The sequence below is a fragment of the Mycobacterium kiyosense genome (assembly GCA_021654635.1).
Classification (GTDB): domain Bacteria; phylum Actinomycetota; class Actinomycetes; order Mycobacteriales; family Mycobacteriaceae; genus Mycobacterium; species Mycobacterium kiyosense.
Genome location: AP025179.1, coordinates 2,322,869 through 2,341,990, shown reverse-complemented (window position 1 = coordinate 2,341,990; position 19,122 = coordinate 2,322,869). Strand labels below are relative to the sequence as shown.

Annotated in this window: 19 protein-coding genes; 4 read left to right on the top strand and 15 right to left on the bottom strand. The window is 68.1% G+C overall.

What is annotated here, in order from left to right; all coding sequences use genetic code 11:
- Positions 1-30 precede the first annotated feature (30 nt).
- On the bottom strand, positions 31-1,539 hold the full coding sequence (locus L6444_RS11085) for a bifunctional aminoglycoside phosphotransferase/ATP-binding protein (RefSeq protein ID WP_236982527.1): 1,509 nt from the start codon (positions 1,537-1,539) through the stop codon (positions 31-33).
- Positions 1,540-1,552: 13 nt separating this feature from the next.
- Entirely contained in the window at positions 1,553-2,449 is an 897-nt protein-coding gene (locus tag L6444_RS11080; RefSeq protein ID WP_236982517.1) for a universal stress protein, read from the bottom strand.
- A gap of 111 nt (positions 2,450-2,560) precedes the next feature.
- Here L6444_RS11080 and L6444_RS11075 point away from each other — a divergent pair, with 111 nt between their 5' ends.
- Positions 2,561-2,992: a hypothetical protein gene (locus L6444_RS11075; protein WP_236982515.1), complete on the top strand. Its 432-nt coding sequence runs from the start codon at positions 2,561-2,563 to the stop codon at positions 2,990-2,992.
- Positions 2,993-3,001: 9 nt separating this feature from the next.
- Here the strand turns inward: L6444_RS11075 and L6444_RS11070 are convergent, their stop codons facing one another.
- From L6444_RS11070 to L6444_RS31060, 4 genes are all read right to left on the bottom strand, one after another.
- Positions 3,002-3,772: a universal stress protein gene (locus L6444_RS11070; RefSeq protein ID WP_236982513.1), complete on the bottom strand. Its 771-nt coding sequence runs from the start codon at positions 3,770-3,772 to the stop codon at positions 3,002-3,004.
- Positions 3,773-3,821: 49 nt separating this feature from the next.
- On the bottom strand, positions 3,822-4,835 hold the full coding sequence (locus L6444_RS11065) for a 1-phosphofructokinase family hexose kinase (RefSeq protein WP_236982511.1): 1,014 nt from the start codon (positions 4,833-4,835) through the stop codon (positions 3,822-3,824).
- Positions 4,836-4,904: 69 nt separating this feature from the next.
- Positions 4,905-6,935: an erythromycin esterase family protein gene (locus tag L6444_RS11060; RefSeq protein WP_236982503.1), complete on the bottom strand. Its 2,031-nt coding sequence runs from the start codon at positions 6,933-6,935 to the stop codon at positions 4,905-4,907.
- 12 nt (positions 6,936-6,947) lie between these two features.
- Positions 6,948-7,271, bottom strand: a complete 324-nt coding sequence (locus L6444_RS31060; protein ID WP_370652877.1) for a hypothetical protein — start codon at positions 7,269-7,271, stop codon at positions 6,948-6,950.
- A 290-nt stretch (positions 7,272-7,561) separates the two neighbouring features.
- Here L6444_RS31060 and L6444_RS11050 point away from each other — a divergent pair, with 290 nt between their 5' ends.
- Positions 7,562-7,972 carry a pyridoxamine 5'-phosphate oxidase family protein gene (locus tag L6444_RS11050; RefSeq protein WP_236984007.1) on the top strand — a complete coding sequence of 137 codons (411 nt, stop codon included), beginning with the start codon at positions 7,562-7,564 and terminating at the stop codon, positions 7,970-7,972.
- 122 nt (positions 7,973-8,094) lie between these two features.
- On the top strand, positions 8,095-8,556 hold the full coding sequence (locus L6444_RS11045; protein WP_236982501.1) for a hypothetical protein: 462 nt from the start codon (positions 8,095-8,097) through the stop codon (positions 8,554-8,556).
- On the opposite strand, the gene L6444_RS11040 is transcribed toward L6444_RS11045, so the two are convergent.
- The 7 genes from L6444_RS11040 to L6444_RS11010 all read right to left on the bottom strand — a co-directional run bounded on the left by L6444_RS11040 (position 8,543) and on the right by L6444_RS11010 (position 15,365).
- On the bottom strand, positions 8,543-9,013 hold the full coding sequence (locus tag L6444_RS11040) for a hydrogenase maturation protease (protein WP_236982499.1): 471 nt from the start codon (positions 9,011-9,013) through the stop codon (positions 8,543-8,545). The genes L6444_RS11045 and L6444_RS11040 overlap by 14 nt on opposite strands.
- Positions 9,010-10,296 carry a Ni/Fe hydrogenase subunit alpha gene (locus L6444_RS11035; protein ID WP_236982497.1) on the bottom strand — a complete coding sequence of 429 codons (1,287 nt, stop codon included), beginning with the start codon at positions 10,294-10,296 and terminating at the stop codon, positions 9,010-9,012. The genes L6444_RS11040 and L6444_RS11035 overlap by 4 nt, the downstream gene beginning before the upstream one ends.
- On the bottom strand, positions 10,293-11,051 hold the full coding sequence (locus tag L6444_RS11030; protein ID WP_236982489.1) for an NADH-quinone oxidoreductase subunit B family protein: 759 nt from the start codon (positions 11,049-11,051) through the stop codon (positions 10,293-10,295). Before L6444_RS11030 ends, L6444_RS11035 begins: the two co-directional genes overlap by 4 nt.
- Positions 11,052-11,906: an FAD/NAD(P)-binding protein gene (locus tag L6444_RS11025; protein WP_236982487.1), complete on the bottom strand. Its 855-nt coding sequence runs from the start codon at positions 11,904-11,906 to the stop codon at positions 11,052-11,054.
- Positions 11,899-13,032, bottom strand: coding sequence for a 4Fe-4S dicluster domain-containing protein (locus L6444_RS11020; protein WP_236982485.1), 1,134 nt, complete (start codon positions 13,030-13,032; stop codon positions 11,899-11,901). Before L6444_RS11020 ends, L6444_RS11025 begins: the two co-directional genes overlap by 8 nt.
- A 43-nt stretch (positions 13,033-13,075) precedes the next feature.
- Positions 13,076-14,077 carry an Acg family FMN-binding oxidoreductase gene (locus L6444_RS11015; protein ID WP_236982483.1) on the bottom strand — a complete coding sequence of 334 codons (1,002 nt, stop codon included), beginning with the start codon at positions 14,075-14,077 and terminating at the stop codon, positions 13,076-13,078.
- A 124-nt stretch (positions 14,078-14,201) separates the two neighbouring features.
- Positions 14,202-15,365: a cation:proton antiporter gene (locus L6444_RS11010; protein WP_236982481.1), complete on the bottom strand. Its 1,164-nt coding sequence runs from the start codon at positions 15,363-15,365 to the stop codon at positions 14,202-14,204.
- 128 nt (positions 15,366-15,493) lie between these two features.
- On the opposite strand from L6444_RS11010, the gene L6444_RS11005 reads away from it, so the two are divergent.
- Positions 15,494-16,354: an alpha/beta fold hydrolase gene (locus L6444_RS11005; RefSeq protein WP_370652881.1), complete on the top strand. Its 861-nt coding sequence runs from the start codon at positions 15,494-15,496 to the stop codon at positions 16,352-16,354.
- A gap of 279 nt (positions 16,355-16,633) precedes the next feature.
- Here the strand turns inward: L6444_RS11005 and L6444_RS11000 are convergent, their stop codons facing one another.
- Positions 16,634-17,440, bottom strand: a complete 807-nt coding sequence (locus L6444_RS11000; protein ID WP_236982477.1) for a mycofactocin-coupled SDR family oxidoreductase — start codon at positions 17,438-17,440, stop codon at positions 16,634-16,636.
- Positions 17,437-19,050, bottom strand: coding sequence for a flavin-containing monooxygenase (locus L6444_RS10995; RefSeq protein WP_236982475.1), 1,614 nt, complete (start codon positions 19,048-19,050; stop codon positions 17,437-17,439). Before L6444_RS10995 ends, L6444_RS11000 begins: the two co-directional genes overlap by 4 nt.
- Positions 19,051-19,122: the final 72 nt, after the last annotated feature.

Genomic DNA, 19,122 nt, shown 5'->3' with positions numbered 1-19,122 from the left:
GACATCTTCCTCTCCTGCTGAACCGGGTCCCTAGACGGCGCGTCGCCAAACTTCTTGTGCCGCTTGCTTTGCCTGCTCCACCGTGCCCGAGGTGTCGACGACGTGCGCGGTGGCCCAGCCGTCGCGGCGCTGCGCCATCGCCCCCGCGATCGGAGCGGTCACCTCCGAAGCGCCCGGCTTCCTGGTCCGGATGCGTTCGGCGGCGACGTCCGAAGTTGCGCTACACATGATTTCGATCAACGTCGAATGTGTTTGTGCGGCAATATCATTGGCTTGCTGCCGATGCCGGGGATCGCCCCAGGTGCCGTCCAGGATCACCGATTGCCCGTGGCCGGCCAAGGTGTGCGCGCGGCGCATCACCTCCGAGTAGACGGCCGCGACGTTGTCCGCGCTGTACAGGCCCTCGTTCAGCACGCCCGATTCACCGGCGATCGCACCGGATTCCCGGAGCTCGCGGCGCACGTCATCGGTGGAGATGACCCGCGCCCCGACGGCCTGCGCCAGGTTGCGCGCCACCGTCGACTTCCCGGTGCCCGGGTTTCCGCCGACCAGGGCCAACCGAACGGCGCCGGCCCGCAGATGTTCCACGGCGATGGCGAGGTGGCGGACCGCCTCCGCTGCGGACTCGGCGTGACCCTGCGCCCGACGCACACAATCAACCTTGGCGCGCACGCCCGCACGATAGGCGATGTAGAAGTCCCGCAACGAGGCCGGCGCGGTGTCGGCGGCGTAGGAGCGGTAACACTCCAGGAAGAATTCACCAAGATCCTTGCGCCCCAAGAATTCCAGGTCCATGGCCAGAAAGGCGGCGTCGTCGATGCGGTCGACGTAGCGCAGTTGGTCGTCGAACTCCAGGCAGTCCAGCAACGCCGGTTGGCCGTCGGTCCAGAAGATGTCGCCGGCCAGCAGGTCGCCGTGACCGTCGACCACGGCACCTTCGTCGACCCGGCGGTCGATCAGCGCGGCACGGCCGGCAAGGTACTGCTCAGCCAGTCGCCGCACCCGGTCCACCGACTCGGGCGATATCGGCGAACGCGGTTCGCGTGCAAAGCGATCGAGTTCGTTGAGGTTGTCGGACCAGCGGCGGCCGATAGCCGGGACACCGCCCTGCACGCTGATCGCCGGGCCGCGCTCGGCGCGGTCGTGGAAGCGGGCGAGCACCCCGGCGATCGTGTCCAGGATGGATTCGACGTCCTCCCCGCGCGCGACCCTGGTCGCCAGGCGGTCGTCGTCGCTGTAGCGGCGCATGACGACCACCGGTTCGGCGGGGCCGCCGGTCGGGTCGCTGAGCCGCGCGATGCCGAGGTAGCTGTGCGGGGACAACCGGCTGTTCAGTTCGACTTCCCGCCGGCAGGCGTGCTCACGCTGCTCGGGTGCCCGGAAGTCCAGGAAGTCGGTCAGCACCGGCTTCTTGGCCTTGTATGCCCGCTCACCGGCGAGAATCACCACACCCGTGTGGGTTTCATGAACGTCGACAAAGGGCTGCGCGGCCATCTTTGCCGACTCTGCCAGCCCCTCACCGGTGATCGCAACCGTCATGGCATGCGCCGCCCTAGGTGGGCCGGGCGACGATGATCGGCGTGTGGGTGGAATGCACCACGGCGTGGCTGACCGAGCCCAACAGCATCCGTTTCAGCCCGCCCCGGCCGTGGCTCCCCAGCACCACCAGCTGGGCCGAGTTCGCGTGCTCCAGGAGTGCCTGGGCAGGCCGCCCGCAACTGACGACGCGGTGGACGGTGACGTCAGGATAACGTTCCTGCCAACCTGCCAGCCGCTCGGCAAGCACCTCCTCGACTTCTGACCTGATCGCCGGCCAGTCCAGCCCCGGCAGGTCGGCCGCGTCGAGATCGGTCCATGCGTGCACCGCCACCAGATCGACACCGCGGCACGCTGCCTCGTCGAACGCGATCGCTGTCGCCAGTTCGGACACCGGTGAGCCGTCGATACCGACCACTACCGGCGCCGCGACGCGCCGCAACTCGTGGGCCGACCGTTGGTCGTAGTCACGGATGACGGCTACCGGACACGCGGCGCCGTGCAGCACGCCCGAGCTGACCGAACCCAGCACGGCTCGTCCGGCAGCGCCGCGCCCGTGGCTGCCGACCACCACCATTGCGGCGTCTTCGGACATGTCGATCAGCGTCGGCGCGGCCGGGGCGCACCTCATATCCATTGAGATGGCGATGTTCCGGTCCCCCTCCACGACGTCCTGGGCGAGCTTGGCAGCGTCCTCCAGCACCCGTTGGGCGTCTTCCTCCTGCCACACGGCCACCCCGGCCGGCAGCGGAACCTGCGGGAAGGTCGGCACGAAAGCATTCAACGTGTGGACCAAGGTCAGTGGGAGGTTCCGCATCGCGGCCTCCTGCGCTGCCCACCCGACGGCAGCGCACGATTCAGCCGACCCGTCAACCCCGACGACGATTCCGTGTTGCTTCAGTGAGGTTGACATCTGCGTTCTCCTTCGACACCTATGACGCTATTGGCCGAACGGCCGCGGGTCGTGGGGCTTTAGTCCTCAACCGGGTGGACGTGCGGCCTTGGTTCCGGATTAGGTGGGGGAATGCTCAATACAGTTGCGGTCGTCGTGACCGTCGTGCTCGGGGTGCACATCCTGGTGAAGTTCATCTTCTTCGCGTTGCCGTACCGCCGGCGTCGGGCGGCGCTGGACAAACAGTACGGCGCCAAGCCCTCGGCCACCTCGGTGTCCGACCTCGTGGCCATGATCTTGACCGTCGCGATCGCGGCGCTGATCGTATGGCGCGGCATCGAACCGGTCAGCTTCCTGGCCGGCCTGTGGATCGGGGCCACTCTCATTCAGCTGTATTTCCACCAGTTCCATACACCGGTGCCCGCCGATCGCGCCGCCCCCCCGCAGACATCACCGCTCAAGGAGATGTCCTACGCCATTCAGGCCACGCCGTGGCGACCGTGGCCGCAGATGCTGACCCTGACCGCACTGGTGGTGATCAGTCTCGTCTCGCTGTTGCGGTGACCCCGACGATCAGTGCCGCACCAGTAGTACCGAGCAGTCCGGGTAGCCCAGGATCGGATGACAGTTCGGCGTCGCCAGGCCCGGCAACGCATCGGCATCGTTCTGGCCTATGACAGCGAGATCTATTGCGCCGCCATGTTTTCCGCTGACCTCATGCCCGGTTCCCGATGCCACCACCTGAACGGGGACGTCGGGATAACGGCGGACCCAACTGTCCAGCCGACGGTCGATCTGGCGCACCATCGCGTGCCGGCGCCGCCCTTCCTCCATCGCCGCACGCACCACTTCGTCGTTGTCGGCCTCGTCGTTGAGCACCACCGCGATCACCCCCAGCCGGGTCGGGGAGCCGTCGTAGTTGGTGCGGATGACCGCCACCGGGCAGTGCGCCCGCGCCACCAGCGCGGCGGCGGTGGGACCCAGCGACCCGTCGGTCGCCCAGCCCCGCCTGGCGGTGCCCACGCAGACCAAGGCCGTGTCCAGCGATTCGTCGACCAGGACCTGGGCCGGGTCCCCGGACAGTACCACCGTGTCGACCTCGACGAACTTCCCTTCACTGCGTGCGGTGCTCAGCACGGCGCATTCCGCTTGAGACAGCGCCGTTTCGGCGCGCTCGAGATCCCAATCGGATGCGGCGGAAAGCCCGTGGTTGGCGATGACGTACACCAGCCGAAGTGGCACCTGCCGGCTGACCGCCTCATCGATCGCCCACTTTGCGGCATTGACCGCGGCTTGCGAACCGTTCACGCCCACGGTCACCGACTTGGCGTCAAGTGGGTTCATAGTCGGCTCCTGCTTGCGATCGTTGCCTCTCAGGCTAAGGCGTGCGTGGTCATTTGGGCAGGGGCCGTTCGGCCCCACCTGAGACGCCAACGCGGGCGATGTCGAAAGGCTGCGCGGCCAGCTCGAGCAACCGGTTCACGTCCGCGGCCGAGCAGGGTGCCGTGCCGGGGGTCAACAACATCGCCGCGCCCGCGGCGATCCCGAGCCGCACCGCCTCGGGCAGCGCACAGCCCCGGCTCAAGCCCACCGTGATGCCGGCGACCATCGCATCGCCGGCGCCCACCCCGCTGCCGGCCGCCATGGGAACCGCCGCAAATCGCAGGCCTTCCCGAGCGGTCGCGAGCAATGCGCCGTGCGAGCCGAGCGACACCACCACGGCCTGCGCGCGCCCGAGTGCGATCAGCTCTTGCGCCGCCTCCAATTGATCTGTCTCGGTGAGCAATTCGCGTCCGACGCATTCCCGTAGTTCGCGCACGCTCACCTTCAGCAGAAACACCCCGGACGAGACACACTCGAGGGCCGCACCCGAGGTGTCCAGAATGAGCGAGGCACCCACGCCGTGGCACAGCTCGGCGACCCTGTCGTAGAAGTCGTCGGGCACCCCGGGAGGCAGGCTGCCACTGGCCACCACAAACTGCGCCGAGCGGGCCGCCATCCGCAACTCCTGCAGACATCTGGCCTGTTCCCGGTCGCTCAGCTGGGGTCCGGGAAGCACGAACCGGTATTGGCGGCCGGTACTGGATTCATTGACGGTGAAGCTTTCCCGGATGGCAGCCGTGATCGGAATCTCGGCGAACGGCACCTCCTCCTCGCTGAGTAGCGACGTCAGCAGGCCACCGGTCGAGCCGCCCGCGGGGAAAACCGCAAACACCGAACCGCCCAGGACCCTGGCGATCCGGGCGACGTTGACGCCACCCCCTCCGGGGTCGTAGCGGGTAGAGCTGCAGCGAAGTTTCTCGGTCGGACGCACCACCCCCACGGCGGTGGTGACGTCGATCGCCGGATTCATCGTCAGTGTGACGATCTGCGGCAGTCCCGCGAGCGGCCCGGCCGGCATTCCCATGTTCCCCTGCCCGTTTCTCGACTGGCTTAGGTGAAGTTACTCGGCGTTGGTCTACCGGCGGGAACGCGGCTACAGACCGCTCGGATAGGTTTCTGGTGTCTCGCCCGCGATCCACCGGCTGGTGCGCTCGAGGGGTTCCAGCGCGCGGGTGTGGTCGATATGGATCATCGCGTCGAACTGCCCGAGCGGGCGCACGTGGAAATAGTGGCTCTGCCGTTCGGTGGCCGGTTGGTAGATCACTCCGATGGCGCGCCCCAGCCGCACGTCGGCCAGCGGCGCCCCGGCCCGTTGGTCGACGAGCGCGGACACCAGGAACGCCTCCCGCCCGGTCTCGTGGAACATCTCTTCGACGCTGCCCGCCAGTGCCGGCCGGACCACCTTCCGCTCGGCGATGCCACCCCACTCGCTGGCGGCGGTCACGGTACCCGAGTAGGTGCTCAACCCGATCAACCGCGCCTGCTCGCCGTAGCGCTGACGCACCAGCTGCCCGAGCGTGAGCTGCCCGTCGGCCCAAACTTCGGTGGCCGTCGCATCGCCGACGTGAGAGTTGTGCGCCCACACCACGATTCGGGCGGGCGAGTCACTGCGCCGGTCCAGGTGCGTCAGCAGCGCCTCGAGGGTTTGCGCCATGTGCTGATCGCGCAGGTTCCAGGAGGTGACCCGTCCGCTGAACATCGCCCGGTAGTACTCCTCGGCGTTGCGCACAGTTTGCGCGTTCTGCTGGGCATAGAACAGTTCGTCCTCGGCGAGCTGTCCGTCGGTGCGCAGATAGGCGAACGCGTTGCGCTGCAACTCAACCAGTTGATCGATCGCTTCCTGCTCACACCTGGGGCCGGCACCGAAGGCCGCCGCGAAGCCATAGGCCTGGCCGTCGTCGGCGGAGTTGTGGTCGAAGCAGGCGTAGCGGTTACGGGCCCGCGCGGCCGCGACCGGGTCGACCTTCTCGAGGTAGCTGACCACTTCGGCCATCGACCGATGCAGGCTGTACAGATCCAGCCCGTAGAAACCGGCTTGGTGGCCGCCTGCGGCCGCGTGCCGCGTGTTGTGTCCGCGCAACCACTCGGCGAAGTCGCGAACCACGGTGTTGCGCCACATCCAAGCCGGGAAGCGCTCGAACCCGCGCAGCGCCTCCTCCGCGTTGGCGTCCTCACCCAGGCCGCGAACGTAGCGATTCACCCGGTAGGCATCCGGCCAGTCCGCCTCGGCCGCGACCCCGCTGAACCCCTTCTCCTCGATCAGCCACTTGGTGATCTCGGCGCGCGCCTCGTAGAACTCGTGGGTGCCGTGCGAGCTCTCCCCGATCAGCACCACCCGCGCGTCCCCGATGATCTCCTCCAGCACCTCACGCGGCGGAATGCCCTGCGGCGCGTTGATCGCCGCGACGTTGAGCACCTCCGCGGGTGTCGGCGTCGCGGGCCTGATCACCGGGATGCCGGTCGTGGGGGTAGCCAGCAGTCGGCGCACCTCCTCGTCGCTGACCTGGCTGAAGTCCCAATACGACTCCCCCACCGCCATGAACGGGGTGGGCATCGACGCGCACACCACGTCGTCGACCAAGGCGGCGAACTCCCGGCAGGTCGATTCCGGGGCGGCCGGCACCGCGATCACCAACTCGGCCGGCTCGGCCTCCCGCAATGCCTGCACCGCCGCGAACATGCTTGCACCGGTGGCTAATCCGTCGTCGACGAGCAGCACGGTCTTGCCCGCCACCTCCACCGGCGGGCGGCCATCCCGGTAGGCCGCTTCGCGGCGAGCCAACTCGCGGCCCTCACGTTCGGCGACGTCACGCAGCTGCTGCGGGGTGACCCGCAGGCCGCGCACGATGTCGTCGTTGATGACGACCCGGCCGCCGCTAGCCAGCGCTCCCAGAGCGAACTCCTCGTGCCCAGGTGCGCCCAGCTTTCGGACGATGAACGCGTCCAGCGGAACGCGCAAGCCCGCGGCCACCTCCCACGCGACGGGCACGCCGCCGCGGGCCAAGCCGAGTACGAGTACGTCGGGGCGGTCGCGGTAGGCGCTCAACAACCCGGCCAGCACCTTGCCGGCCTCACGCCGGTCACGGAAAACACGCCTCGGGGAGGCCGACGCTGCACTGGTCATGATCTGCACTCTCTAGATTTCGAAGTCACTTTTGGGCCGATGTCTATTCGACCGGTCCCGGTTGACCACTGCAAGGGACGGAAGTCCCTGCCCTTCGTCGGCGTCCTCGGCCCCGGCCGCCGTCGACTGATATCCCAAACCGATGTAGGACATGACGCGTTCCAGGATGAGCCGGAACGCGTCCCCGTCCTCGGCGATCCTCGTCAAATCCCTACGACGCAGGAACCCCTCGAGACGCCGGTCCAGTGACCAGCTCGAGTACACGGCCTGATCGGCATAGGGCGAGTTCAGGAATCTGCAGGCCAGCGCATCGACGTCGGCGTCAGTCAGCTGCATGGAACCGCTTTGTTCTGGCAGCATTGCGCATCCGCGCGACACCAGTCGAGCGATCGGCCGCACCTCGGCCCTCCGGTGGGCACCGCTCGGAACATGGCAAATACCCAACTCTCTGCTGCCGGCCACCAATGCCGATCAACGCCCATCGAACTCCAGGCTGCAGCACACTGTCATCCGGCAATAGAGTCCTTCGTCACAGGTGCCCGATGCCTGACGCACTTGCGCCGGTGGCCGCCACGCGGACTACCGTCGTCGGTGACGACGCACCACGACTCGAAGGGGGCGGATCGATGCCGGTGTCCGGCGAGGGAGTCACGATCCTCTCAGAGCACGAATGCTGGGACCTGCTGGGCAGTGTCCCGATCGGGCGGCTGGTCACCAGTGTCGACGCCCGGCCCGAGATCTTCCCGGTCAACTTCGCCGTCCAGCGCCGAACCGTGCTCTTCCGCACCGCCGAGGGCACCAAGCTGATCAGCACGGCGATCAACAACCATGTTGTGTTCGAGGCCGACGACTACTCGCTCGCCGAGGGATGGAGCGTGATCGTCAAGGGCGTCGCGCGCTCGGTGCGCGACGAACAGGATCTCGAGGAGGCCGAGCGGGCGCAGCTGCTGTCGTGGACCGCGGCGACGAAAACGCACTACGTGCGGGTGCTTCCCGAACTGGTCACCGGCCGGCGGTTCCGGTTCACCTCGCAGTGAGCGAGATCGGCAAGGTTGGGGCACGACGCTGAAAGTTGGGACTTCCGTCCCTCGCGCGCAACCGGGTCCAGTGCTCGAATGAAGGTACCGGACGAAAGGTCTCGGTCGCCGGAGGTACCACCATGAACACCACACACGTCCAGCCCAGAACGTACGCGTTCGCACGCGTCCTGGGTCCGTTCCTCGCAATCCTGGGTACCGCGACCGTGGCACGCGGATCGGAGATGCGCGCACTGCTCGACGGGTTCGAGTCCAACCCGGCCTGGGCCTGGATGAGCGGCACCATCGTGCTGCTGATCGGCATCGTAATTGTGGCCCTGCACCCCTATTGGCGGGGCGCGCCGGCCGCCACCGTGTCCGCGCTGGGGTGGATGCTCACGGCGCGCGGGCTGCTGCTGGTGGCCTTCCCCGGCGTTTTCATGAAAGCCGCCGACGCCACGATCGGTATGAGTTCGGCATGGATGAGCGCGAGCATCTTGGTGGCCGCGGCGGGGGCGTATCTGACCTACGTCGGCTGGCGGCCTGCGCCGGCTCAGCCGGTCAGGTCCGACGCAACCAGTCGGGATCTGCCTAGCGCTGCGTAGCCGACGATCGCCGATTGATCTCGCGCACAGCCAGATTGACCATTAGCGGCACCGCGCCCGCGACCGCTGGGGTCAGCTCCGTGCCGTGCCCGGTGTCGGCCACCTCGACCGTCACCGCCACCACCGAATCGGGCACCCGGCCCAGCGCCATTCCGAGGGCGTATGTGCCGGCGACGTCGACGGCATGCGAACTCAGCCCACCGGCCGCGGCCACATCCGTCACCGCGCAGCAGCGGACCCGGCCCGGCCGAGTCGCCGCAGTGACGGCGGCGTCGATCAGCACGGCCCGGCGCGCACCGGACCACGCCTCCAACAGGCTCATCGGATCGCAGATGTCGGTGATCACCCGGACGCCGGGCAGTGTCAGCTCGCCGATCGCTTCGGCGGCAAGGATGCCGACGGCGTCGTCGCGCCGGAACCGGTTGCCCAGTCCGACGACGACGGTGTCCGCGGTCACCGGCCGTCCACGGTGAGGGTCAAGAAGTGGGTGGCACACGAGATGCACGGGTCGTAGTTACGAATCACCCTCTCGCACAACAGGGTCAGTGCCGCGTCGTCGATATCCAGATTGGTCGAGACGACGCGGGCCAGGTCGGCTTCGATCGCACCCTGATTCTGTGAGGTGGGCGGGACGATGGTCGCCGCGGAAATCAGTCCCTCAGCGTCGATTCGGTACCGGTGGTAGAGCAGACCGCGGGGCGCCTCACTGACGCCGTGCCCCACCCCGGGCCGGGCTTCGACGTCCACGTACGGGCGGGATGGGCGTTGGTATTCGTCGATGATGCGCAATGCTTCCTCGATCGCGTAGACCACCTCGACGGATCGAACGACGATGCTGCGGAACGGGTTTCGGCATTGCACGCCCAGCCCGGCGCGGGCGGCGGCCTGCGCCGCGATCGGTGACAGCGCCGCGGAGTTCAGCGAATAGCGGGCCAGCGGCCCGGTGAGGTGACGCCCGCCGTCCAGCGTCGCCTGCAGTGCCGAGGAGTGCGGCACCTGGTGCTCGCGTACCCGCTCGGTGAAATCGGCCACCGGGAAGGACGGGCCGGCGCTGCGCACGATGGTGCCGTTCTCGATCGGGTAGCGCCCCGGGGTGCTCAACGCCAGGAACTCGTGGTCCATCTCGAATTCGGGAAACTCGAAGCCCGACACCCACTCCACCGTTTCCAGCGCTTCGTCCAGGGCGCGGCGCAGCCGTTCGGCCATCGGTGCGAGTTCGGCTTTGGTCGGCACCGAGTAGAAGCCGCCGACGCGCACGTTGATGGGGTGTATCGCGCGTCCGCCGACGAACTCCATCAGCGCGTTGCCGGCCTTCTTCAGCGACAGGCCCCGCTGCACCGCGGCGCCATGATTTCGCGACATGGCGATGATGTCGGGGCAGCCCAGGAAGTCCGGGGCGTTCAGCAGGTAGATGTGCAGCACGTGACTGTGCATCCACTCGCCGCAGTACAACAACCGGCGCAGCGCGACGAGCTCGTCGTCCAGGGTCGCCCCGCAGGCGTCTTCGATCGCGTTGCACGCGCTGAATTGGTAAGCGACCGGACAGATTCCGCAAATCCGTGCGGTCAGGTCGGGCGGTTCGGTGTAGGCGCGGCCGCGCAGAAAGGCTTCGAAGAACCGCGGCGGCTCGTAGATGTTGAGCTCCACCCTTTCCAGCACGCCGTCTCTCACCGTGACATGCAGCGCCCCTTCGCCTTCCACTCGCGCCAGGGTGCCGACACTGAGGGTGCGGGTGCTCACCGCGGCTGCCGTTCGGCGGCGAAACTGGTCACGTTGAACGTCGAGAACACCCGTTCGACGTCGCCGTCGGACATGCCGTCGCGGCGCAACAACGGAATCAGCGTCGCGGTCTGTGGCGCCGCCGACGGGCCGAAACAGCCGAAGCAGCCGCGATGATGCTTGGGGCACAGCGCACCGCAGCCGGCGTGGGTGACGGGCCCCAGGCACGGCGTGCCGTCGGCGACGACCAGGCAGGTGACGCCACGCATCTTGCATTCGGTGCACACCGTCTTGGCCGGCAGCCGCGGTTTGCGGCCGATCAGCAACGCGGCCAGGGTGTCGAGCAGCTGTCCGCGGTCGATCGGGCAGCCGTGCAGCTGGTAGTCGACCTCGACGTGCGCGGAGGCGGGCGTGGAGGTCGCCAGGGTCTGGATGTAGTCGGGTCGGGCGTACACCACCGAGGTGAATTCGGTGACGTCGGCGAAGTTGCGCAGTGCTTGCACTCCCCCGGCCGTCGCACACGCACCGATGGTGACCAATACCCGAGACTGCTTGCGGATGTCACGGATCCGTTGCTCGTCGTGCGGCGTGGTGACCGAACCTTCGACCAGCGACACGTCGTACGGGCCGTCGACGGTCGCGCTGGATGCCTCCGCGAAGTTGGCGATCGTGACCTGACCGGCCAGGGTGAGCAACTCGTCCTCGCAATCCAGCAGCGTCAGCTGACAACCGTCGCACGAGGCGAACTTCCACACGGCCAGTTTGGGTGGGCTCATCTACAGCTCCTTCACCCGCAGCAACGGGCCGGCGACGTCGTAGCTCACCACGGGTCCGTCGCGGCACAGCAGCAGCGGACCCAGTTGGCAGTGCCCGCATAAACCGATGCCGCACTGCATATTCCGTTCCAGCGAAACCTTGATATCTTGCGCGGCAACACCTTTGGCGATCAATTCCTCGGCGCCGAAATGCAGCATGGCTTCCGGTCCGCAGAGGAACGCGGTGGTGCAGCCCGGGTCCAGCGTCAAGCGCCGCAGCGGCGCGGTGACCAGCCCGACCTCACCGGTCCAGCCCTGCGTGGCGGCGTCGACGATCAGGTGCAAATCGATCTGCGGGTCGTTGGCCCACCTCTTGAGTTGGTCGGCGAACACGAAGTCGGACTTCGAGCGGGCGCCCACCACCAGCGTCAGCGTTCCATAGCGGGCCCGCAACGCCACCGCCTGCAGGATCGCCGGACGCAACGGGCACAGCCCCACGCCGCCGGCGACCATCACCAGATCCCGCCCGACGGCCTCGGCCAAACCCCAGGTGGTCCCGAATGGCCCGCGGACGCCGATGACACTGCCCGGCTGGGCGTCGTGCAGCGCGCGACTGACCGCACCGACCGATCGCACGGTGTGGGTGATGGAACCGTCGGTGACGGTCGGGTCACCGGAGACCGAGATCGCGACCTCGCCGACGCCGAAGGCGTAGAGCATCATGAACTCGCCCGGCTCGGGCGAGCGCAGCGCCTCACCGACCGGCTCGAGGCACAGGGTCGCCGAATCCGGGCTCTCCACAACGCGACTGCGTACCCGGTAGGGAACGGGCGCCATCGAATGCAGCGCAGGCAGCACGCGGGTCGCTTCAGTCATCGCCGGTCCGCTCCGGCGTTCCGGCCATCTTGTTCATCTCCTCGGTGATGTCGATGCCGGTGGGACACCAGGCGATGCAGCGGCCGCAGCCGACGCAGCCGGACATGCCGAACTGGTCGTGCCAGGTGCCCAGTTTGTGGGTGATCCAGTGCCGGTAGCGCGACGCCCCGGACTGCCGGACGCTGCCGCCGCCGTGGACGTAGGTGAAGTCGAATTCGAAGCAGGAAGCCCAGTTTCGCCACCGCTCGGCGTGCTCGCCGGTGAGGTCGCTGACGTCCTCGGTGCTGGTGCAGAAACAGGTCGGGCACACCATGGTGCAGTTGCCGCAGGTCAGGCAGCGCCCGGCCACGTCCTCCCACTGCGGCGACTCGCGTGCGTCGATCAGCAGGTTACGCAGGTCGGTCTCGGGCATCCGGCGGCCCATGTGTTGCGCGGCGGCGTCGACTTCACCACGGGCGCAATCGATTTCGCTCCGGGTTGGTTCGCGCTGCGGTAGGCCGGCCAGCACCTCGGCGCCTTCGGGGGATCCCACGTCGACCAGATAGCTGGGTGCGGCACCGTCGTCGAGGAGCTCGGTGAGCGCGAGATCGTAGCCGGGTCCGACGGCAGGGCCGGTACCCATCGACGCACAGAAGCACAGCCCACCGGGCTCGGTGCAGTTCACCGCCACGACGAACAGGTTTCGGCGGCGGCCGACATAGGAGCCGTCGGGATAGTCGGCATTGCCGAGCACGCGGTCCAGGGTCGCGATAGCGGCCAGGTCGCAACCATGCACGCCGAGCAGCGCGTAACGCGGCGGTTCTGGCTCGGATTGGACTGTCCCGTCCCGGGTTCCGGCCCACAGCCGCAACCGCGGCGGGTGCAGGAACTGCTTCCACGACTGCGCTCCGGCCGAATGCCCGAATACCGCCTCGTCGTCGCGGCGCCGGACCCGGTAGTGCCCCGGGCCCACGTCCACGCCCCAGCCGCGCGGGAGATCGGCCGCGGAATCGAGTTCGGCGAGCACAATCGCGTTGTCCCGCAACGTCGGGCCGACCACCCGGTAACCGCGTTCGATCAGCGACTCGACCAGTTCGTGCAGCCCGCCCACATCCAGCAACGCGCAGTCTTCGGCCCGCCCGGTCATCGACATATCATTGCCCGCGCGGGGTTGCGCTGTAAACCGCCGGCTATTGGCCGACAGCTTGTTGTTGCTCGGCACTCCACTCGACGAAGTCCTCGAGTTCACGACGCGGCGTCGACGGCAATGGATCGGCGTCGATGGGCGCCCAGCCCACTCGCAGCAGCATCTGCGGGTAGCCGTTGGCGCCGAAGACGTCTGTGCGCACCGCTTCCCGGGTCTCGGCGATCTCCAGTGGCTCGGTGATGGGGCAGCTGGACAGGCCCAACGCGGTCGCGGTGAGCAACACGACGCTGGTGGCCTCGCCGGTCCGCAGCCAGGCCAACTTGTCGTCGGTCATGGTGCCCAGCGCCAGCACCGCAGCGTTCTCCACGTCCGGTGTGGCGCCGGAAGGCATCCGCAATTCGGGACGGGCGAACAGCCGGTTGGGCATCGCCGCGCTCAGGTCCGGCGCCGGAGTGCTGTGCGCCGGTATACCGTCGGCGGACGCGTGCCGACCGCTCCACGCGGAGAGTTCGGCCAGGTAGTCCGGATCGGCGGCGTGGTTCCAGACCGATTCGGCCACAATCCTGTTCAGCTTGTCGGTGGCGTCCACCCGGCGCAGGGCCACCCCGGCGCGCGCGGCGCGGGCGGCCATCAGGGCGATGTCGCCACCCGCCACCGGCCAGAAGCTGTAGTAGCGGCGGTCGGTTCGCCGCCGCGGTATCGCCGCGGCCAGCATGATGTCGAGCTGGCCGGCCGGGTGCGGAACCACCTCGATGGCGGCGAGGTGGCTGGGGTCGTGCGGATTGGGCAGCCGGACCACCTTGGCCTGCCATCCGGTCGCGGCCAAACCGATGATGCAGTGGTTGAGCGCCGCGCCACAGCTCAGGATCAGGTCTCGGCCCTCGGGGTCGGTGTGGGCAAGCTGCAGGGTCGCGTCGGAGTACAGGTGCAGGCTCGTCTCCCCTACCCGCCAGCGCCACGGTTGGGTGTTGTGGACCGACGGCGCCCGCGACGCCAGCCGCAGTACGGTCTCGGCGGTGCCGCGGTCGGGAAAATGTGCGTTCATCGGAGGTGCCCTCATTCGTGCCGTCGTGCTGCTTACCTCCAAGATGGCGCTGCGCAGGCCGCGGCACGAGAGCACGGTGTCCCCTGCAGTGAGGACTTTGTGCCATTGCTCGGTGCGCGACCCGCTATTCCGGCGCCAACCCCGGCGATTCGGGACCGAGACGTCGGGCGGCCACCGAACCCGCGATCGAGGTGGCGGCAATGGTGAGCAGGGCGCCGAACATCATTGCCGACGGCTCGCCGGCGCGCAGCAGGTGTTGCTGGGTGCCGATGGTGGCCGCCGCCACCGGTACGCCCAACTGGGCGGAGGAGCACACGGCCAGCGTCAAGGGTTGCCCGAACAGTCGCCCTACGGCGTGCACCAGCACGGCACCCAGTCCGAGCCCCGCGCCGAGCAGGACGAATTCGGGGTAGGCAGCCAGGTCCCGGACCTGCAGCGAGGCGCCCAGCCAGACGAAGAACAGCGGGCCGAAGAAACCTTCGGTGATACCGAACAGCTGCCGGGCCAACCGCCGCGGCTCCCCGACGGCGGCGATCGCCAGTCCGAGCGCGAACCCCGCCAGCATGATCGACACCTGAGTCTGCAGTGCCAACGTCGCCAGCGCGAACAACAACAGCAAATTGGTGCGCAGCTCCAGCGCTAAACGCTGCCTGCCGGAGTACTTCCGAACCCGCTTGAGCCAGCCCCTGCGGTCGGCTGCCCGCAATGCGAGGAAAAGTGCCAGTGCGCATCCGGCGATCGCGAGCGCGCCCAGCGCTGCCACCGGTGCGCGTTTGACGTCGATCACCAAGGGCAGCAGCACGATACATGCGGTATCGGCGATGGCGATCTGGGCGGTGACCGAGAGCACCTGCGGACCTTGCAACCGCAGCGAATCGAGCACCGGCAGCGCGACCGCGGCCGATGACGAGGCGATCAGCACGGCATAGACGGCGCCGTGGCCGGTTCCGAACGCAGCCGCCAGGGCGACCCCGACGCCGGCCGCCAGGACACCGGCCGCAACCGCCCTTGCCAGCGCCATCGGCAGCGCCGTGCGCACCGCGCTGTCGCGGACCGGGACGTGAGTGCCCACCACGAACATGATCAGCGCGAACCCGATGTCGGCCAGCAGCTTCAGCGTCGGATTGGTCATGTCGACCACGTCGAAGCCGGTTTTGCCGACCACCAGCCCGGCGAGCAACTCCCCGATGACGGCCGGAATGCGCAGCCGCGGTACCGATGCGAGCAACGGGCCGGCGAAGCCGACCGCGGTCAGCAATGCCAGTGTGTCGAAGCCGAATTCCGGCACGTCAGCGCCCCGTCAGCACGGTGTCATCCCGATTCTCCGTTCCACGTCACGTCGACTGTAATAGCGCGCGGCCCAGTCACCGGAACGTCGCTGTCATCGATGCGGGCCGTCATGACAGGGTGGCTGACGTGTCCGACACCTCTGCATCAGACCTGCGCGAGATCAGCACGCCGGCCGGCACGCTGCGCTACTACGACACTGCCGCCGACCGGGCGGCGACCCTGTTGTTCCTGCACGGCTCGGGTCCCGGCGTCACCGGCTGGCGAAATTTCCGCGGCGTGCTGCCCGTCTTCGCCGAGCGCTTCCGTTGCCTGATCTTGGAATTCCCCGGCTTCGGTGTCACCGACGACTTCGGTGGCCACCCGATGCTCACCGCCCAAGGCGTGGTGGCGCCGTTCCTGGACGCGCTGGGCGTGCACCGGGTACACATCGTCGGCAACTCGATGGGCGGCGGGGTCGGCATCAACTTCGCGATCCGCTATCCCGATCGCATCGACCGGTTGGTGACGATCGGCGGCATCGGCACCAACACCTTCAGCCCCGGGCCCAGCGAAGGCATCCGACTGCTGCAGGAGTTCACCGAGGACCCGACCCGGCAGCGGTTGGTCGACTGGCTCAAGTCAATGGTGTACGACCAGGCGCTGGTCACCGACGAACTCATCGAGGAACGCTGGCAGCTGGCCACCGACCCGCAGACGCTGGCTGCCGCGCGCCGAATGTACGGCAAGGCTGCGTATTCGGCGATGATGACGGCGATGAGCGCCACCGACCGGCCGATGCCGTGGGCGGTTATGCACAAGGTGGCCGCACCGACGCTGCTGACCTGGGGCCGCGACGACCGGGTGAGCCCGCTCGACATGGCGCTGATACCGATGCGCACCATCCCGAACGCGGAACTGCACGTGTTCCCCAACTGCGGGCACTGGGCGATGATCGAGGCCAAAGCGGCGTTCGAGAGCACCGTGCTGGCATTCCTCTCGCGGACATGACCGGGGCCCCCAGCGTCACGCCAGCGCAGCTGCCGCCACCGCGCGTTGCGCCAGCGTGACGTTCGGCAACCGCGGCCTGCCCTACACCCCGCCCGCAATGCCCGAGCGTCACGCCAGCGCAGCTGCCGCCGCCGCGCGTTGCGCCAGCGTGACGTTCGGCAACCGCGGCCTGCCCTACACCCCGCCCGCAATGCCCCCAGCGTCACGCCAGCGCAGCTGCCGCCGCCGCGCGTTGCGCCAGCGTGACGTTCGGCAACCGCGGCGCGGGTTAGAGCGCGGTCACGACGTCTTCTGGGTGAGGCCGGCGTCGACGACGAGTTTGGTGCCGGTGATGTAGCGCCCCTGCTCGGAGGCCAGGAAGATCGCCGCGTTGGCGATGTCGACCGGCTGCACCCAGGGCACCGGCAACAGGTTGCGCGCCTTGAGCACTTCGGCGGCGTCGGCTTCGGTCGGGTTGTCCAGGTCCGGCCGCAGCCGCCGGAACGTCTTCTCGTTGAGCACCATCGGGGTGGCGACCGCCCCGGGGTGCACGGTGTTGACCCTGACGTTGCGGGGGCCGAGCTCGTTGGCCAGCGCGCGGGCCAGGCCCACCACAGCGTGCTTGCTCGCGGTGTAGTGGGCGGAGTTGGCGGTGCCGCGAATCCCGTTGGTGGAGCTGATGATAACCACCGATCCGCCCTCCGGGCCGAGGTGCGGCACCGCGGCGCGCACCGTGTGCCACACCCCGGTGAGATTGATGTCCAGGGTGCGCTGCCACACCTGCGGGTCCAGCTCCCAGGACGGCGCGCCCGCGGAGTGGATGCCGGCGTTGGCGATCACCACGTCCAGGCGTCCCAGCGCGGTGACACCGGCGTCGACGGCGGCGGTGACCGCCGCCAGGTCGGAGACGTCGGCCAGGCCGGTTGCGCAGCGGCGCCCCCGGTTTTCGACTTCGGTTGCGGTGTCCCGCAATTCGACGGCCGCCGCCGGGAAGTCCAGTGCGATCACGTCGGCGCCCTCGTCGGCGAACCGCTGGCAGTGCACCCGTCCGGTGCCGCCGGACGCGCCGGTGACCAGGACGACTTTGTCGCGCAGGCCGGTACTCACGGCTGCTTGACCAACTCGAATCCCTTGTAGCCGGCCTCGGCCACCTCCGCGCAGATCTGGTTGTAGGTGGCGAATCCGCCGACGAACAACATGAAACCCCTTGGCTTTCCAGGGACATTGGCGCCCATGTACCAGGAGTCGGCCTTGGTGAACAGGGTGGCCTCGGCCAGTCGGGCGCATTCGGCGCCCCAGGCGTCCACCTCGTCCTTGATGGCTTCGATGGCAGCGTAGCCGTGGCTGTCCAGGTAGCCGATGGTCTGCGCGATCCAGTTCACCTGCGCCTCGGCGTGCAACACCATGTTCGCCAACACCGCCGGAGCACCGGGACCCGAGATGACGAACAGGTTGGGGAACCCGTCGATACCCAGGCCGAGGTAGGTGCGAGGTCCGTGCGCCCAGCTGTCACGCAGGGACAGGCCGTCGCGTCCCACGATGTCGATCTTGGCCAGCGCGCCGGTCAGCGCGTCGAAACCCGTTGCAAAAACGATCATGTCGAGGTCATAGTGCGATTCGGTGGTGTTGATGCCGGTCGCGTCGACCGACTCGATGGGCGTATCGCGCACACTCACCAGCGTCACGTTGGGCTTGTTGAAGGTCTGAAAGTAGTTGCTGTCGGTGCAGATTCGCTTGGTGCCGATCGGATGGTCGTTGGGGATCAACTTGTCCGCGAGGGCCGGGTCGTCGATCACCGCCCGCACCTTCTCCTCGTAGAACCGGCGCGCCTCCTCGTTGGCCACCAAGTCGGTCATCTGGTCGGGGAAGGTCTTGGAGTACAGCACTCCGCCCAATTGCCAGCGCTTCTCGAATGCGGCGCGGCGCTCGTCAGCGCTGAACTCCATGGTGGGCCGGTCCGCGGTGATGTGGGGGGACCCGCCGCCACTGCGCCACGACAGCCGGCGCCGTTCGCCGTAATCGGCCTTGATCTCGGCCAACTCCTGCGGGGTCAGCGGCTTGTTGCCGGCCGGCACACTGAAGTTCGGCGTGCGCTGGAAGACGTAGAGCTGCGCGGCCTGCTCGCCGATGATCGGAATCGATTGAATGCCCGAGGATCCGGTGCCGATCACCGCGACCCGCTTGCCGGCGAAGTCGACGGGCTCGTGCGGCCAGTGAGCGGTGTGGTAGACCTCGCCGGCGAAGGTGTCCAGTCCCGGGAAGTCGGGAATCATCGCATCCGACAGCGGTCCGGTCGCCATCAGACAGAACCGCGCGGTGAACACCTCGCCGGTGTCGGTGCTGACCGTCCAGCGCAGCGCCGCCTCGTCGAAGACCGCCGAGACGACCCGGGTGTTGAAAACGATGTCGCGGCGCAGGTCGAGCCGGTCGGCGACCCAGTTCAGGTAGCGCAGGATCTCGGCCTGGGTGGCGTACTTCTCGGTCCAATCCCACTCCTGCTGCAACTCCTCGGAGAACGAGTAGCAGTAGTCGACGCTCTCGACGTCGCAGCGCGCGCCGGGATAACGGTTGTAGTACCAGGTGCCGCCCGGCTCGGGCGCAGCCTCGACCACCCGCACCGCGAGCCCTTGGTCGCGCAGCTTGTGCAGGGCATACAGGCCGGCGAAGCCTGCGCCGACGACCAGTACGTCCAGGGGTTGCTCAGCGTTCACAAGCATCCACGGTAGAACCTCGCGGGCGCGCAACCGAGACCCGTTCCCAATCAGCGGACGCCGACACATCCTGGTTTT